Annotated in this window: 16 protein-coding genes; 2 read left to right on the plus strand and 14 right to left on the minus strand. The window is 67.4% G+C overall.

Going from position 1 to position 15,738, the window contains the following annotated elements:
* The 14 genes from C665_RS00830 to fdxA form a co-directional block, all read right to left on the minus strand.
* Nucleotides 1-483 (minus strand): type IV pilus assembly protein FimV (locus tag C665_RS00830; RefSeq protein ID WP_004265797.1); only part of this gene is annotated, 483 nt, incomplete at its 3' end.
* Between the two features lie 206 nt (nucleotides 484-689).
* Complete coding sequence (asd, locus tag C665_RS00835; RefSeq protein ID WP_004265800.1) at nucleotides 690-1,823, minus strand: aspartate-semialdehyde dehydrogenase; 1,134 nt, start codon at nucleotides 1,821-1,823, stop codon at nucleotides 690-692.
* A gap of 54 nt (nucleotides 1,824-1,877) precedes the next feature.
* Nucleotides 1,878-2,942, minus strand: coding sequence for a 3-isopropylmalate dehydrogenase (gene leuB / locus C665_RS00840; protein WP_004265802.1), 1,065 nt, complete (start codon nucleotides 2,940-2,942; stop codon nucleotides 1,878-1,880).
* A gap of 36 nt (nucleotides 2,943-2,978) precedes the next feature.
* Entirely contained in the window at nucleotides 2,979-3,617 is a 639-nt protein-coding gene (gene leuD, locus C665_RS00845; RefSeq protein ID WP_004265805.1) for a 3-isopropylmalate dehydratase small subunit, read from the minus strand.
* The gene (locus tag C665_RS00850; RefSeq protein ID WP_004265808.1) at nucleotides 3,617-3,745 is read right to left on the minus strand and encodes an entericidin A/B family lipoprotein; all 129 of its coding nucleotides are present in this window, start codon (nucleotides 3,743-3,745) and stop codon (nucleotides 3,617-3,619) included. The genes leuD and C665_RS00850 overlap by 1 nt, the downstream gene beginning before the upstream one ends.
* A gap of 28 nt (nucleotides 3,746-3,773) precedes the next feature.
* A complete protein-coding gene (leuC, locus tag C665_RS00855) occupies nucleotides 3,774-5,180 on the minus strand; it encodes a 3-isopropylmalate dehydratase large subunit (protein ID WP_004265811.1) in 1,407 nt (468 codons plus the stop codon).
* A gap of 76 nt (nucleotides 5,181-5,256) precedes the next feature.
* Complete coding sequence (locus C665_RS00860; protein ID WP_004265813.1) at nucleotides 5,257-6,072, minus strand: M48 family metallopeptidase; 816 nt, start codon at nucleotides 6,070-6,072, stop codon at nucleotides 5,257-5,259.
* A gap of 7 nt (nucleotides 6,073-6,079) precedes the next feature.
* Nucleotides 6,080-7,249, minus strand: coding sequence for an MFS transporter (locus C665_RS00865; protein WP_004265815.1), 1,170 nt, complete (start codon nucleotides 7,247-7,249; stop codon nucleotides 6,080-6,082).
* Between the two features lie 87 nt (nucleotides 7,250-7,336).
* Entirely contained in the window at nucleotides 7,337-8,467 is a 1,131-nt protein-coding gene (aroC, locus tag C665_RS00870) for a chorismate synthase (protein ID WP_004265816.1), read from the minus strand.
* 95 nt (nucleotides 8,468-8,562) lie between these two features.
* Nucleotides 8,563-8,880: an acetolactate synthase small subunit gene (gene ilvN, locus C665_RS00875; RefSeq protein WP_004265834.1), complete on the minus strand. Its 318-nt coding sequence runs from the start codon at nucleotides 8,878-8,880 to the stop codon at nucleotides 8,563-8,565.
* On the minus strand, nucleotides 8,880-10,547 hold the full coding sequence (gene ilvB, locus C665_RS00880; RefSeq protein WP_012585806.1) for an acetolactate synthase large subunit: 1,668 nt from the start codon (nucleotides 10,545-10,547) through the stop codon (nucleotides 8,880-8,882). Before ilvB ends, ilvN begins: the two co-directional genes overlap by 1 nt.
* Before the next feature lie 299 nt (nucleotides 10,548-10,846).
* Nucleotides 10,847-12,508 (minus strand): long-chain-fatty-acid--CoA ligase, encoded by a 1,662-nt coding sequence (locus tag C665_RS00885; RefSeq protein WP_004265839.1) that lies wholly within the window; start codon nucleotides 12,506-12,508, stop codon nucleotides 10,847-10,849.
* 213 nt (nucleotides 12,509-12,721) lie between these two features.
* Complete coding sequence (locus C665_RS00890) at nucleotides 12,722-13,171, minus strand: CBS domain-containing protein (RefSeq protein WP_004265841.1); 450 nt, start codon at nucleotides 13,169-13,171, stop codon at nucleotides 12,722-12,724.
* Nucleotides 13,172-13,263: 92 nt separating this feature from the next.
* Nucleotides 13,264-13,587: a ferredoxin FdxA gene (gene fdxA, locus C665_RS00895; protein ID WP_004265844.1), complete on the minus strand. Its 324-nt coding sequence runs from the start codon at nucleotides 13,585-13,587 to the stop codon at nucleotides 13,264-13,266.
* Between the two features lie 374 nt (nucleotides 13,588-13,961).
* Here fdxA and trxA point away from each other — a divergent pair, with 374 nt between their 5' ends.
* Complete coding sequence (gene trxA / locus C665_RS00900) at nucleotides 13,962-14,288, plus strand: thioredoxin TrxA (protein WP_004265846.1); 327 nt, start codon at nucleotides 13,962-13,964, stop codon at nucleotides 14,286-14,288.
* A 178-nt stretch (nucleotides 14,289-14,466) separates the two neighbouring features.
* Nucleotides 14,467-15,726, plus strand: a complete 1,260-nt coding sequence (gene rho, locus C665_RS00905; RefSeq protein WP_040828237.1) for a transcription termination factor Rho — start codon at nucleotides 14,467-14,469, stop codon at nucleotides 15,724-15,726.
* The last annotated feature ends 12 nt before the right edge of the window (nucleotides 15,727-15,738 follow it).

Consider the following 15,738-nt stretch of genomic DNA (forward strand, 5'->3'; position numbering starts at 1 on the left):
CGCGGGCGCCGCCACGGCGGCGCGTGGCGCGCCGCGCACGGGCCGCGCCGCTGGAGTCTCGATCGCCGCTGCAAGCGGTCGCGGGGCGGAGAGCTCGACCGGATCGAGCAGGAAGGTGTATTCGCGCACCAGATTGCCGCCCGCCCAGTCGAGCTCGACGAGCAGGTCGACGAAGGGATCGTTGATCGGCCGGTCGCTGGTGAGACGGACGACGGGACGCGCGGCGCGCGTATCCACGCTGACGCGGATCGTGCTCACCGCGGAGCCGTAGCTCAGGTTCGCACGCCGGAACGCGTCTGCCGAGGCGATGCGGGCGCTCAGCGACTGCAGTTCCTGCGCGCTGGCGGAGATCTGGATCTCGGCGCGCAGCGGCTGACCCAATCCGCTGAGCACGTTGATCTGACCGAGCCCGGCCGCCTGCACGGACAGCGGAAGCGCGGCGATGGAGAGGGCGAGCAGGGAAGCCCGGACCGATTTTGTCATTTTGGATCTCAAAACTCGTTCCCCCGCAACGGAGCATCACGGTCGATTTCACCGCGTCTGGCCTAGGAATCTAGCATTTCCCGGCTTGCATCGCATTAGCCGGGCCTGATTCGTACCCGTCCGGTGTGAAGAAATACCGCCTTTCGACACGAGTTCGCAACAAAAAGGGGGGCTTTCGCCCCCCTTGCCAGACTGCCGCGAAACGCTCAGCGCTCAAGCAGGATGCGCAGCATGCGGCGCAGCGGCTCGGCCGCCCCCCACAGCAGCTGGTCGCCGACGGTGAAGGCGCCAAGGTACTCGGGACCCATCGCCATCTTGTGCAGGCGGCCGACCGGGACGGTGAGCGTGCCGGTGACGGCGGTCGGCGTGAGCTCGCGCTCGGTGATCTCGCGGTCGTTGGGCACCACCTTCACCCACGGGTTGGCACCGGCGATGATCTCGGTGATCTCGTCGAGCGGTACGTCCTTCTTGAGCTTGATGGTGAGCGCCTGCGAGTGGCAGCGCATCGCCCCGATGCGCACGCACAGGCCGTCGATCGGGATCGAGCCCGGGGTGCGGAAGGCCGGGTTGCCGAGGATCTTGTTGCACTCGGCGCCGCCCTTCCATTCTTCCTTGCTCTGGCCGTGCTCGACCGGGACGTCGATCCACGGGATGAGGCTGCCGGCGAGCGGGGTGTTGCGGAAGTTCTTCTTCGGGAAGGCGTCCGAGCGCATGGTTTCGGCAACCTTGCGGTCGATCTCGAGGATGGCCGAGGCCGGGTCGGCGAGCAGGTCCTTGACCGAGTCGTGGATGGTGCCCATCTGGCTGATGAGTTCGCGCATGTTCTGCGCGCCGGCGCCCGAGGCCGCCTGGTAGGTCATCGCCGAGATCCACTCCACCAGGCCGTGCCTGAACAGGCCGCCCAAGCCCATCAGCATCAGCGACACGGTGCAGTTGCCGCCGATCCAGTTGCGCCCGCCCTTGGCGAGCGCGGCATCGATGACGTTGCGGTTGACCGGGTCGAGGATGATCACCGCGTCGTCGTTCATGCGCAGCGCCGAGGCGGCGTCGATCCAGTGGCCGTTCCAGCCGGTGGCGCGCAGCTTGGGGAAGACTTCCTTGGTGTAGTCGCCGCCTTGGCAGGTGATCACGATATCGCAGGACTTCAGTGCGTCGATGTTGCTGGCGTCCTGCAGCGGCGCGGCCGCTTCCTTGCCGCCGAAGGACGGCGCCTTGCCGCCGGCGTTCGAGGTGGAGAAATACACCGGCTCGATGAAGGCAAAGTCGCCCTCCTCCACCATCCGCTGCATCAGCACGGAACCGACCATGCCACGCCAGCCAACCAGACCGACTCGATTCATGTTCATCACTCTCAACAAAAACGTTCTTCGAAAAAGCCTTGCCAGCGCGCGAGCTTACAGCGCTGCGAGCACGGCGTCGCCCATCTCGCGGGTGCCGACGCGCTTCGTGCCCGGCTCGTAGATGTCGCCGGTACGATAGCCCTGGGCCAGCACCTTCTTGACCGCGCGCTCGATGCGCTGGGCAGCGGCCTCCTGGTTGAAGGTATAGCGCAGCATCATCGCCGCCGACAGGATGGTGGCGAGCGGGTTGGCGAGATCCTTGCCGGCGATGTCGGGCGCGGAGCCGTGCGAGGGCTCGTACATGCCCTTGTTGTCGGCGTTGAGCGAGGCCGAAGGCAGCATGCCGATCGAGCCGGTGAGCATCGAGGCCTCGTCGGACAGGATGTCGCCGAACATGTTGCCGGTGACCATCACGTCGAACTGCTTGGGGTTGCGCACCAACTGCATCGCGGCGTTGTCGACCAGCATGTGGGTGAGCTCGACCTCGGGGAACTCCTTGCTCACCTCGATCGCGATGTCGCGCCACAGCTGGGTGGTCTCGAGCACGTTCATCTTGTCGACCGAGCACAGGCGCTTGCCGCGCTTCATCGCGGCCTCGAAGGCCACGCGCAGGATGCGGCGGATCTCGTACTCGGCATAGATCATGGTGTTCCAGCCGACGCGCTGCGATTCGCCATTGACCTCGCGCAGCTCGATGCCGCGCGGCTGGCCGAAGTAGATGTCGCCGGTCAGTTCGCGCACGATCAGGATGTCCAGGCCGGCGACGATCTCGGGCTTGAGCGTCGAGGCGTTGGCCAGTTCCGGATACAGGATCGCGGGGCGCAGGTTGGCGAACAGGGCCAGCTCCTTGCGGATGCCGAGCAGACCGAGCTCGGGGCGCTGGTTGCGCGGGTGGCTGTCCCACTTCGGGCCGCCGACCGCGCCGAGCAGGATGGCGTCGGCTGCGCGCGCCAGCTGGAGGGTGGCCTCGGGCAGCGGATTGCCGGTGGCATCCACAGCGCAGCCGCCCACCAGGGCCTCTTCCATCTCGAACTGGAGATCGAGCGCGTTCAGCACGCGCACGGCCTGCGCCATGATCTCGGGGCCGATGCCGTCACCCGGCAGCACGCAAATCTTCATCGGATCGTTTTCCTCGGTTCGGTGAGCCAGGCCGGCTCAGGCAAAGTAATAAGGGTGTTGGGCGCGGCGCTGCTCTTCAAAGGCGCGGATCTTGTCGGCGTGGCGCAGCGTGAGGCCGATGTCGTCCCAGCCGTTCAGCAGGCATTCCTTGCGGAAGGGGTCGATGTCGAAGGCGATCGACTTGCCGTCCGGGCGGGTGATCGTCTGCGCGGCGAGGTCGACCTTCAGGCGGTAGCCCTCGCTGGCCTCGCACTGACGGAACAGCTCGTCGACCTCTGCGGCATCCAGCTTGATCGGCAGCAGGCCGTTCTTGAAGCTGTTGTTGAAGAAGATGTCGGCGAAGCTCGGCCCGATCAGCACGCGAAAGCCGTAGTCCTCGAGCGCCCACGGCGCGTGCTCGCGCGAGCTGCCGCAACCGAAGTTGTCGCGGGTGAGGAGGATCTGCGCGCCCTGGTAGCGCGCCTGGTTGAGCACGAAGTCGGGGTTGAGCGGACGCTTGCTGTTGTCCGCGCCGGGCTGGCCGACGTCGAGGTAGCGCCACTCGTCGAAGGCGTTGGGGCCGAAGCCGCTGCGCTTGATCGACTTGAGGAACTGCTTGGGGATGATCGCGTCGGTATCGACGTTGGCGCGGTCGAGCGGCGCGACCAGCCCGTCGAGCTGGGTAAACGGCTTCATTATTTGACTGCCCTCTGGATGGCCTCGCCACCCCTTTCGATGTCCTTGCCGACGCCCTGCACGGTGTTGCAGGCCATGGAGACGAAGCCGGCGACGAGCGCCGCGGCGATCAGTGCGAGTTTCTTCATTGCCTTCTCCTCTGTCCGGAACGCCCGCTCAGAGCGCGCGCACGTCGGTGAAGCGGCCGGTGACCGCGGCGGCCGCGGCCATCGCCGGGCTGACCAGGTGGGTGCGCCCCCCCGCGCCCTGGCGGCCCTCGAAGTTGCGGTTCGAGGTCGAGGCGCAGCGCTCGCCAGGCTCGAGGCGGTCGGCGTTCATCGCCAGGCACATCGAACAGCCCGGCTCGCGCCACTCGAAGCCGGCGGCGAGGAAGATCTCGTGCAGGCCCTCCGCCTCGGCCTGGCGCTTGACCAGGCCGGAGCCCGGCACCACCAGCACGCGCTTGACGCTGGCGGCCTTGCTGCGGCCCTTGGCCACCGCGGCAGCCTCACGCAAATCCTCGATGCGCGAGTTGGTGCACGAGCCGATGAAGACCTGGTCGACCGGGATGTCGGTGATCGGGGTGTTGGCCTCGAGGCCCATATACTTGAGCGCGCGCTCGATGCCCTCGCGGCGCACCGGGTCGGTGACGGCGGCGGGATCGGGCACACGGCCGTCGACCGTGGTGACCATCTCGGGCGAGGTGCCCCAGGTGACCTGCGGCAGGATGTCTTCGGCCTTGATCTCCACGACCTTGTCGAACTCGGCGCCCTCGTCGCTGTGCAGGCTGCGCCAGTAGTCGACCGCCTGCTCCCACTGCGCGCCCTTGGGCGAGAAGGGGCGATCCTTCAGGTATTCGATGGTGGTCTCGTCCACGCCGACCAGCCCGGCGCGCGCGCCCGCCTCGATCGCCATGTTGCAGATCGTCATGCGGCCTTCCATCGACAGCGCGCGGATGGCGCTGCCGCCGAACTCCATCGCGTAGCCGGTGCCGCCGGCGGTGCCGATCCTGCCGATGATGGCGAGCACCACGTCCTTGGCGGTGACGCCGCGGCCGAGCTGGCCGTCGACGCGGATCAGCAGGGTCCTGGACTTCTTCTGCAGCAGGCATTGGGTGGCGAGCACGTGCTCGACCTCGGAGGTGCCGATGCCGTGCGCAAGGCAGCCGAAGGCGCCGTGCGTGGAGGTGTGGGAGTCGCCGCAGACGACGGTCATGCCCGGCAGCGTGGCGCCGTTCTCCGGCCCGATCACGTGCACGATGCCCTGGCGCGCGTCCTTGAACGGGAAATAGGCGAGCGAGCCGACCTCGCGGATGTTGGCGTCCAGCGTCTCGACCTGCTGGCGCGACACCGGGTCCTGGATGCCCAGGTCCCAGTGGTCGGTGGGCGTGTTGTGGTCGGCGGTGGCGACGATGGAGCCGACGCGCCAGGGCTTGCGCCCGGCGAGCTTGAGGCCTTCGAAGGCCTGCGGGCTGGTCACTTCGTGCACCAGGTGGCGATCGATGTAGATCAGCGCCGTGCCGTCGGCCTCCTCGTGGACCACGTGGCTGGACCAGAGCTTTTCATACAGCGTTTGAGCTTTCATCCCGGAGTGTTCCGCGTCTGAAAAAGGAATCGATTATTTCACAAAGCCTGCAAAACTGTGTAGGCACGCCCCGCCCTCAGCGCCGCGCGCCCTCGTAGAGCGGGATCACGCGTGCGGCGTACTCTGCCAGGTCGCGCTGCCGCGTCGCATGCGAGGGGTGGGTGGACAGCCACTGCGGCGGCGCGCCGGCCGACTGTCCGGCCATCTTGTTCCACAGCGTCACCGCGGCACGCGGATCGTAGCCGGCGCGTGCGGCGAGTTCCACGCCCATGCGGTCCGCCTCGGTCTCGTGCTCGCGCGAGTTGGGCAGCTCGAAGGTCACCTTGGCAACCTGGCCCATGAGGTCCTGGCCGAGCTGGCCGACACCGAGCAGGGCGCCCGCGACCGAGATGCCCAGCCCGGTCGCCATCGACTTCGACACCCGCTCGCGCGCGTGCTCACGCAGCGCATGCGCGATCTCGTGGCCCATCACCGCGGCGATCTCGTCGTCGGTGAGCGCGAGGCGCTCGATCAGCCCCGTGTAGATCGCCATCTTGCCGCCGGCCATGCACCAGGCGTTGAGCTCGCTCGAGCTGAACACATGCACCTCCCAGGACCACGACGGGGCATCGGTGCGGAAGGCGCCGGTCTGCGCGGCGAGCCGCGAGACGATGCGGCGCACGCGCTGCACGGTGGCGGGGTCGCGATCGAGCGCGTTCTTGCTCCGCGCCTCGGCGACCATCTGCTGGTACTGCTGGTTCGAGGCCTGTTCGACCTCCTGCGCCGAGACCATCATCAGCTGCGAGCGCTGCACGCCGACCGCGCCGCCGTGCGTGGTCTGCACGGTCTGGCAGGCGGTGGCGATGGTGCCGGCGAGCAGCACCGGCAGGGCGATCTTGAAGATGGATTGCATGGGTCGATTACCTCCTCGGTTCGTGGAGTGCGTGCGCGGGGCGGGGTTCCCCTTTCCAGCCCAGCAGCAACCAGAGCAGGCCGGCGAGCGCGAAGCCGGAGCCGATCGTATACGTCCACGCCGGCCCGATGCCCTCCCAGGTGTAACCGCTCAGCAAGCCGCCCAGCATGCCGCCGGCCCCGAAGGAGATGCTGCCGTAGAGCGCCTGGCCGCGCGACTGCAGGCGGCCCGGAAACCACTCGTTGACCACCGCGATCGCCGCGGCGTGGTAGGCGCCGAAGGTGGCGCCGTGCAGAACCTGGGCGAGCAGCAGCAGCGCCAGGCTGTGCGCGCCCCAGCCGATCATCAGGAAGCGCGCCACCGCGCAGGCGAAGGAGAACAGCAGGATCGCACGCAGCGAAAAGCGCACCGAGATGCGCGGCATCCACATGAAGACCCCGATCTCGGCGAGCACCCCCAGCGTCCACATCCAGCCCACCACGCCCTTGTCGTAACCCATGCCGACCAGGTGGATCGAATAGAACACGTAGAGCGCGCCGTGTGCCGCCGACATCAGGAAGCAGGCGCCGAGCAGGGCACGCACCTCGGGACGGCGCAGGGTGTCGCCGAAGCTCGCGGCGTCGCGCTGCAGCGGCGGGCGCGGCGCCTCGGGGACGATGAAGCTGCACAGCACGATGCCGACGAGGATGGACATGGTGATCCACAGCACCGCCTCGATCGGCAGGCGGTCGAGCGAATGCCCGAGCGCGAGCACGGCGACGATGAAGCCGACCGAGCCCCATACGCGGATGCGGCCATAGCGGTGCGAAGCCTCGCCGAGGTGGGCGAAGGCGAGACCCTCGATCAGCGGCAGCACCGCGCTCCAGAAGAAGGCCATCAGCGCCATCGCGGCGAACAGCCCGGCGAACTCGGTAGTCAGGAAAAACACCGAGAAGCCCGCCAGGCTGGCGAGCGCCGACAGACGCACGATCGCGATACGCATCCCCAGGCGTTCCGCCAGCCAGCCCCACAGGTTGGGAGCCAGCACGCGCATCAGCTGCATCAGCGACATCAGCAGCGCGATGTCGGTGGCCGACAGCGCGATCGACTGCAGGTAGAGCGTGAAGTAGGGCGAGAACGCGCCGACGAAGGCGAAGTAGAAGAAGTAGTACGCCGACAGGCGCCAGTAGGGAATCATCGCGCCCACTCCGGGTACGCGCGCTCACCCCCTCCAGCCCCTGCGTCCGGGCGGCGCCCCGCACCGCCCCGCCCTGCCCGCATCGCCTCAGCGCGGCGAAGGCAGGCGCTGGCTCCCTGCGGGCGCGAGCGCCGGGATGCGCGGGGTGTCGGTGCGCACGTCGCCGCACTGCGCGCGATGGCGCAGCGCGTGGTCGATCAGCACCAGTGCGAGCATGGATTCGGCGATCGGCGTCGCGCGGATGCCCACGCAGGGGTCGTGGCGACCCTCGGTGGCGACCATGACGGGATTGCCTGCGCGGTCGATCGAGCGACGCTCGAGGCGGATGCTCGAGGTCGGCTTGATCGCGATGCTGGCGAGAATGTCCTGCCCGGTGGAGATGCCACCGAGCACGCCGCCCGCATGATTGGACAGGAAGCCCGCGGGCGTCATCTCGTCGCCGTGCTCGGTGCCGCGCTGCGCGACCGACTTGAACCCGGCGCCGATCTCCACGCCCTTGACCGCGTTGATGCCCATCATCGCATAGGCGATGTCGGCGTCCAGGCGGCCATACACCGGCTCGCCCCAGCCGACCGGGACGCCGCTGGCGACCACGTCGATGCGCGCGCCGATCGAGTCGCCCGACTTGCGCAGCGCGTCCATGAAGGCCTCGAGCTCGGGCACGATCGCGGCGTTGGGCGCGAAGAAGGGGTTGCCGTCGACCTCGTCCCAGGACACGAAGGGAATCTCGATCGGGCCGAGCGCACCCATGCAGGCGCGGATGACGATGCCGTGGCGCTCCTTCAGCCACTTCTTCGCGATCGCGCCGGCCGCCACCCGCACCGCGGTCTCGCGCGCCGACGAGCGCCCGCCGCCACGATGGTCGCGCAGGCCGTACTTCTGCAGGTAGGCGTAGTCGGCGTGGCCGGGGCGGAAGGTGTCGGCGATGTTGCCGTAGTCCTTGCTGCGCTGGTCCTGGTTGCGGATCAGCAGCGAGATCGGGGTGCCGGTGGTGACGCCCTCGAACACGCCGGAGAGGATCTCGACGGTGTCGGGCTCGCGGCGCTGGGTGACGTGGCGCGAGGTGCCCGGCTTGCGGCGGTCGAGCTCGGCCTGGATGTCTGCCTCGCAGATCGCCAGTCCCGGCGGGCAGCCATCGACGATGCAGCCGATCGCCGGGCCGTGGGATTCCCCGAAGGAGGTGACGGTGAAGAGCGTGCCGAGGGTGTTGCCGGACATGGATTTCCTGCCTGATCGCGATGACGGAACGGGGACGGGTCGCGAGTCTAGCACGCGTGCCGTCCCCTTCTGCTTGGGCGCCGGAGCGCCGCCCCTCAGTGGAAGAAGCCCTCCAGGCGCTCGAAGACCTCGTGCTCGGCGCCATGCCGGCGCACATTGAGCACGTCCTCGAGCTTCTCGAGCTGGCGCACCATCTGCTCGAGGCGCTGGTCCTCGAACACCAGCAGCCAGATGCGCGAGCGCTTGCCGTCGGACACCGGCATGCACAGGATGCCCTCGACGTTGAACGCGCGACGCGCGAAGAGGTTGCAGATGTGGCTCATCACCCCGGGGTGGTTGTTCACATCCAGTTCCAGAACGACCTTGGCATAGCCGGCTTGCGGCAGCGGGTCGGAAACCTGTTCGATCATCATCAGCCTCCGATCATCTCGGTGTTGGCGGCACCCGGCGGCACCATGGGGTAGACGAATTGTTCGCGGTCGATCGTCGCGTGGATCAGGCACGGACCGGGGCGGTGCAGCGCCTCGGCGAGCGCGGCGCGCGGATTGTCGGCGAGATCGAGATCCACCGCCGGCACGCCGAAGCCCTCGGCGATCTTCACGAAGTCGGGCTCGGTGCGGTACTTCGAAGCGAACAGGCGCTGACCGTAGAACAGCGTCTGCTGCTGGTACACCAGGCCGAGCGCGTTGTTGTTCATCAGCACGATCTTGACGTTCAGACCCTCCTCGGCCAGCGTCGCAAGCTCCTGGATGTTCATCTTGAAACTGCCGTCGCCGGTGAAGCAGACCACGGTGCGCCCGGGCTCGGCGAGCGCGGCGCCGAGCGCGCTCGGCAGGCCGAAGCCCATCGTGCCCAGGCCGCCCGAGGTCAGCCACTGGCGCGGCCGGCGGAAGGGATAGGCCTGCGCCACCCACATCTGATGCTGGCCGACGTCGGTGGCGACGATGGCGCGGTCGTCGAGCGCGGCGGCGACCGCCTGGATGAGGCCGTAGTGGGTGCGCGGGTCGTCCTGGCCGGGGAACTGCATCGGGAAGCGCGTCTTCAGGCTGTCGACATGCGACAGCCAGCGCTTGCGCAGCGTCGCCTGCACGCGCGGCAGCAGCGCCTCGAGCGCGCACTTGACGTTGGCGTGGATGGCGACGTGGGCGTTCTTGATCTTGTGCAGCTCGGAGCGGTCGATGTCGATGTGGACGATCTTCGCGTTCGGGCAGAACTGCGCGGCGCGGCCGATCGCGCGGTCGTCGAAGCGTGCGCCCACGCACACCAGCACATCGGCCTCCTCAAGCACGAAGTTGGTGTAGCGCGCGCCGTGCATGCCGAGCATGCCGATCGACAGCGGGTGGTCCATCGGCATCGCACCGAGCGCCATCAGCGTCATCGTGGTGGGCAGGCCGGCCTGCTCGGCCAGCTGCACCGCCAGCGGCGCGGCGCCGGAGGCGACCACCCCGCCGCCGAGGTAGAGCACCGGCTGCTCGGCCTCGTTGATCATCTTCGCCGCCAGCTCCACCGCCGCCAGGTCGAGCTGCGGGGCCGGATCGGCGACCGCCGGGGCGGGAAACTCCGCGACGGCGACGAGCTGATTCTGCACGTCCTTGGGCACGTCGATCAGCACCGGGCCGGGACGGCCGGACATGGCGATGCGGAAGGCGTCCGGAATGACCTCGAGCAGCTCCTGCGCCGAGCGCACGAGGAAGTTGTGCTTGGTGATCGGCACCGTGATGCCATAGATGTCGACCTCCTGGAAGGCGTCGGTGCCGATCATCGCCTGCGGCACCTGCCCGGTGATGACGACCATCGGGATGGAATCCAGGCAGGCGTCGGCGATCGCGGTGACCAGGTTGGTCGCGCCCGGACCGCTCGAGGCGATGCACACCTGCGGCACGCCCGAGACGCGCGCCATGCCCTGGGCGATGAAGCCCGCGCCCTGCTCGTGGCGGGCGAGCACGTGGTGGATGTGCTCGCTGCCCGAGAGCGCATCGTAGAAGGGCAGGATCGCGCCGCCGGGAATGCCGGCGACGGTGCGCACGCCCTGGCGCTCGAGAAGGCGCACCATCAGTTGCGCGCCGGTCATTTGCATCATGTTGCTCTCCTTGGCTTCGGGTTCGACGGCCGGACCGGCGGGCACAAAAGCAAGACCCCCGCCGGGCTTGCGCGCCGACGGGGGTCTGGTATTCCTGATTCTCGAGTGTCCGGTCCCGTTACGTCGCGCGCATGCCTACGCCTACTACGCGTACTACAACGACCAGCGACAGGAGCGAGGGACGGCCGGAAACGGACATTGGAACGGATCTGCAAGAAAGCGTAAACAACGTGACGGCGAGTTTAATCACGAAAAGCTGCACTGCACAAGAAAATTTTCGCGTGCCGGACCGCGCGCGCTCACTTCGGCCGCAGCTCGCGGCGCAGGATCTTGCCGACGTTGCTCTTGGGCAGTTCGTCGCGGAACTCGACGTGGTGCGGCACCTTGTAGCCGGTGAGGTTCTCGCGGCAGAAGGCGATCAGGGCCTCGGCCGTCAGCTTCGGATCCTTGCGCACCACGAAGACCTTCACCGCCTCGCCGCTGCGCTCGTCGGGTACGCCGATCGCGGCGACCTCGAGCACGCCCGGATGAGCGGCGACCACGTCCTCGACCTCGTTCGGGTACACGTTGAAGCCGGACACCAGGATCATGTCCTTCTTGCGATCGACCAGGCGCACGAAGCCGCGCTCGTCGACGGTGGCGATGTCGCCCGTGCGCAGGAAACCGTCGTGCGTGAAGATGCGCGCGGTCTCCTCGGGGCGCTGCCAGTAGCCCGGCGTGACCTGCGGACCGCGCACGCAGAGCTCGCCGCGCTGGCCGAGCGGCACCTCATGCCCGGCATCGTCGCGGATGCTGATCTCGGTGGAGGACACCGGCAGGCCGATCGAATGGTTGAACTCGGCGAGATCGAGCGGGTTGATCGTCACCGCCGGCGAGGTCTCGGTGAGGCCGTAGGCCTCGACCAGAGACACTCCGGTGACCTTCTTCCACTTCTCGGCGACCACCTGCTGCACCGCCATGCCGCCGCCCAGGCTCACCCGCAGCGTGGAGAAGTCCAGCTTGGCGAACTCGGGGTTGTTGAGCAGTGCGTTGAACAGCGTGTTGACCCCGGTGATCGCGGTGAAGCGGTGCTGACCGAGCTCCTTGATGAAGCCCGGGATGTCGCGCGGGTTGGGGATCAGCACGTTCTTGGCGCCGATCTTCAGGAAGGTGAGGCAGTTCGCGGTGAGCGAGAAGATGTGGTAGAGCGGCAGCGCGGTGATGATGATTTCCTTGCCCTCGCCCACGTAGGGGGCGATCCACGCATGCGCCTGCTGCAGGTTGGCGATGACGTTGCGATGAGTGAGCATGGCCCCCTTGGCCACTCCGGTCGTGCCGCCGGTGTATTGCAGGAAGGCGACGTCCTCATGGCCCACCTGCGCCGGCTGCAGCTCGTGGGCAGCGCCGCGCTGCAAGGCCGTGGAAAAGCGCACGTGGCCGTCGAGCCGCCACGGCGGCACCAGCTTGCGCACCTTGCGCACGACGAAGTTCACGATCGCGCCCTTGACCAGGCCGAGCATCTCGCCCAGGCTGGTGACCACGATGTGGCGTATCGGCACCTGCGCCCGCACATGCTCGAGCGTGTGGGCGAAGTTCTCCAGGATCACGATGACCTCGGCGCCGGAGTCCTTCAACTGGTGCTCGAGCTCGCGCGCGGTGTAGAGCGGATTGACGTTGACCACCGTGTAGCCCGCGCGCAGCGTGCCGAAGAGCGCGATCGGGTACTGCAGCACGTTGGGCATCATCAGCGCGACGCGCGCACCGCGGGGCAGCTTCAGCGCGCCCTGCAGCCAGGCGCCGAAGCGCGCACTGAGCGCGTCGAGCTCCGCATAGGTGATCGACTTGCCCATGCAGTGATAGGCGGTCTTGTCCGCATAGCGCGCCACGCTGCGCTCGAACAGGTCACCCAGGGAACGGAATTCGTCGACGTCGATTTCCGCCGGAATGCCCGGGGGGTAGCTCTTCAGCCAGATTTTTTCCATGGTCTCCTCCTTTTGCTGGAAATACCGCCGGAGCGCCGCGATGGCGCCCCGGCTCCGCCCTCCCAAGGCGTCGGACGGGCAAGCGGCCCTTCCGTTCATTCCAACCATGCCGCACCCGATCTTGGTGTGGGTGTCGACCGAACGGGCGCAGCCCGTTCCTGGAGGTGCGGCGGTTCGACCGCCGCTGCCGGGCGCGGGGCCCGGCGATGCTGCTTATTCCTCGCCCTCGCCCGCGGGCCAGTTGCGGATGTAGTTCTTGAGCATGCGGTTCTCGAAGCTCTGCTCCTCGAGCACCGCCTTGGCGACGTCGTGGAAACTCACCACACCGAGCAGCGTGTTGCCGTCCATCACCGGCAGGTAGCGCTGGTGGTGCTCGACCATCAGCCGGCGCAGCTCGTCCATCTCCATGTCGGGCGCGGCCACGCGCGGCTCGCGCAGCATGACCGCCTCGACCTGCAGCGACTGCCAGTCCGCCCCGCCCTGCTGCACCGCCTGCAACACCTGCCGGAAGGTGAGCATGCCGACCATCTCGCCACGCGAGAACACGACCAGCGAGCCGACATCCTGCTCGTTCATGATCTCGACCGCCTCGGCGATGGGTCGGTTGGGGCCGATGGTGAATAACACCTTGCCCTTGATCGCGAGAATCTCGCTCACCAGCATGTCGGTCTCCGTGCCGTTGCACTTACAGGTTTGATGACGCTCACCATCTTAGTGCATCGCCGCGTGCGCGCAAAGCCAGCCGCGGCGTGCCTTCAGCGCTTCAGCTCGCCGAGCTTGCCCTTGATGCGGGCCCAGTGGTCGGCATCCGGCAGAGGATCCTTGCGCTCGACGATCGGCTTCCATTGTTTGGCCAGTTCGGCGTTGAGCGCGATGTAACCCTTCTGGTCGTCCGGCACGTCGTCCTCGGAATAGATCGCCTCGACCGGACACTCGGCCACGCACAAGGTGCAGTCGATGCACTCCTCCGGATCGATGACAAGGAAGTTGGGCCCCTCGCGGAAACAGTCGACCGGACAGACGTCCACGCAGTCGGTGTATTTGCAGCGTATGCAGCGCTCGGTAACGACGTAGGTCATCTCGACTCTCCAGGCAGGATCGGCCGCCACCCGCTGCGGCTGGCCGAAGGGGGGACAATATAGACCAGCCCTTGGCTTTTTTGCCACGGCAAGCAGGCGCTTGCCCGTCCGCCAGCAGCGATTTCCTTGACGGCGCCCCCGGCATCGCATAAGTTTCGGAAAAATTTCTTTACGGAAGGCCTCTCCTTCCGCTGGATCGTCGTGCATCGCAGCAGCGCCTCCCGCTCGCGGCGAGATCGCAGGGGGTCCGCCCCTTCCCGCACGCAGCATCCGTTCGCATTACCCCGCAACACCCCATACCCCGCAGCACCCGTTACCCGGCAACGAGGGCTTCCGCCTTCGTCACCACCCCCTGCCAGCCTTAGTGAGGAATCATGAGCGAGCACATCCACCATGTGACCGACGGCAACTTCGACGATGAAGTGCTGCAGTCCCAGACCCCTGTCCTGGTCGATTACTGGGCCGAGTGGTGCGGCCCCTGCAAGATGATCGCGCCGATCCTGGACGACGTCGCCAAGGACTACGCGGGCAAGCTCAAGGTCGCCAAGCTCAACATCGACGACAACCAGGAGACGCCCGCGAAGTACGGCATCCGCGGCATCCCGACGCTGATGCTGTTCAAGGGCGGCAATGTCGAGGCGACCAAAGTGGGCGCCCTTTCCAAATCTCAACTGACCGCCTTCATTGACAGCAACATCTAAGCCGGACCAGGCTCCGGCCCGTTCCCGCGGTTCCTCGCGCGCCCGTCGCCGCGGCGCGCGCAACCGGGACGGCAATTCCCCCCAGAATCCGCAGACCGAAGACGATCTGTTCGACGTCGAGAACGGCGGCGAGGAAGGTTCTTCCACGCCGCGCGACCCCGACGCGCCCGCGCTCCACCTGTCCGAACTCAAGGCCCTGCACGTCAGCCAGCTGCTGCAGATGGCGATGGACGCCGGTGTCGAGGGCGCGAACAGGCTGCGCAAGCAGGAACTCGTCTTCGCGCTGCTGCGCAACCGTGCCCGCAGGGGCGAACCGATCTGTGGCGACGGCGCACTCGAAGTGCTGCCTGACGGCTTCGGCTTCCTGCGCTCTCCCGACACCTCGTATCTCGCGGGGACGGACGACATCTACGTGTCGCCCTCGCAGATCCGGCGCTTCAACCTGCGCACCGGCGACACCATCGAGGGCGAGATCCGCACGCCCAAGGACGGCGAGCGCTACTTCGCGTTGACCAAGCTCGACAAGATCAACGGGCGGCCGCCGGAAGAGTGCAAGACCAAGATCCTCTTCGAGAACCTCACGCCCCTGCATCCGCAGGAGTGCCTGAAGCTCGAGCGCGAGGTCCGTGGCGAGGAGAACGTCACCAGCCGCATCATCGACATGATCGCGCCGATCGGCAAGGGCCAGCGCGGCCTGCTCGTCGCCCCGCCCAAGAGCGGCAAGACGGTCATGCTGCAGCACATCGCGCACGCGATCACGGCCAACCATCCCGACGTCAAGCTGATCGTGCTGCTGATCGACGAGCGCCCGGAGGAAGTGACCGAGATGCTGCGTTCGGTGAAGGGCGAGGTCGTGGCCTCCACCTTCGACGAGCCCGCCACCCGTCACGTGCAGGTCGCCGAGATGGTGATCGAGAAGGCCAAGCGCCTGACCGAGCACAAGTACGACGTGGTGATCCTGCTCGACTCGCTGACCCGTCTGGCGCGCGCCTACAACACCGTGGTGCCGGCCTCCGGCAAGGTGCTCACCGGTGGTGTCGACGCCAACGCGCTGCAGAAGCCCAAGCGCTTCTTCGGTGCGGCGCGCAACATCGAGGAAGGCGGCTCGCTGACCATCATCGCCACCACGCTGGTCGACACCGGCAGCCGCATGGACGACGTGATCTACGAGGAATTCAAGGGCACCGGCAACATGGAGCTCCACCTCGACCGCCGCATGGCGGAGAAGCGCGTGTATCCGGCGATCAACGTCAACCGCTCCGGCACCCGCCGCGAGGAGCTCCTGCTCAAGGCCGACGTGCTGCAGAAGGTGTGGATCCTGCGCAAGCTGCTGTACGGCATGGACGACATCGACGCGATGGAATTCCTCCTCGACAAGGTCAAGGCCACCAAGAGCAACGCCGAGTTCTTCGACGCGATGCGCACCGGCCGCGGCTGATTCCGCGCTCGA

Origin of the sequence: Thauera aminoaromatica S2 (assembly GCF_000310185.1) — a bacterium.
Taxonomy (GTDB): Bacteria; Pseudomonadota; Gammaproteobacteria; order Burkholderiales; family Rhodocyclaceae; genus Thauera; species Thauera aminoaromatica.

Coding starts and splice junctions, on each gene's coding strand:
- asd (WP_004265800.1), bottom strand. CDS start 1,823: ATGAATCGAGTCGGTCTGGTTGGCTGGCGTGGCATGGTCGGTTCCGTG.
- leuB (WP_004265802.1), bottom strand. CDS start 2,942: ATGAAGATTTGCGTGCTGCCGGGTGACGGCATCGGCCCCGAGATCATG.
- leuD (WP_004265805.1), bottom strand. CDS start 3,617: ATGAAGCCGTTTACCCAGCTCGACGGGCTGGTCGCGCCGCTCGACCGC.
- C665_RS00850 (WP_004265808.1), bottom strand. CDS start 3,745: ATGAAGAAACTCGCACTGATCGCCGCGGCGCTCGTCGCCGGCTTCGTC.
- leuC (WP_004265811.1), bottom strand. CDS start 5,180: ATGAAAGCTCAAACGCTGTATGAAAAGCTCTGGTCCAGCCACGTGGTC.
- C665_RS00860 (WP_004265813.1), bottom strand. CDS start 6,072: ATGCAATCCATCTTCAAGATCGCCCTGCCGGTGCTGCTCGCCGGCACC.
- C665_RS00865 (WP_004265815.1), bottom strand. CDS start 7,249: ATGATTCCCTACTGGCGCCTGTCGGCGTACTACTTCTTCTACTTCGCC.
- aroC (WP_004265816.1), bottom strand. CDS start 8,467: ATGTCCGGCAACACCCTCGGCACGCTCTTCACCGTCACCTCCTTCGGG.
- ilvN (WP_004265834.1), bottom strand. CDS start 8,880: ATGATGATCGAACAGGTTTCCGACCCGCTGCCGCAAGCCGGCTATGCC.
- ilvB (WP_012585806.1), bottom strand. CDS start 10,547: ATGATGCAAATGACCGGCGCGCAACTGATGGTGCGCCTTCTCGAGCGC.
- C665_RS00885 (WP_004265839.1), bottom strand. CDS start 12,508: ATGGAAAAAATCTGGCTGAAGAGCTACCCCCCGGGCATTCCGGCGGAA.
- C665_RS00890 (WP_004265841.1), bottom strand. CDS start 13,171: ATGCTGGTGAGCGAGATTCTCGCGATCAAGGGCAAGGTGTTATTCACC.
- fdxA (WP_004265844.1), bottom strand. CDS start 13,587: ATGACCTACGTCGTTACCGAGCGCTGCATACGCTGCAAATACACCGAC.
- trxA (WP_004265846.1), top strand. CDS start 13,962: ATGAGCGAGCACATCCACCATGTGACCGACGGCAACTTCGACGATGAA.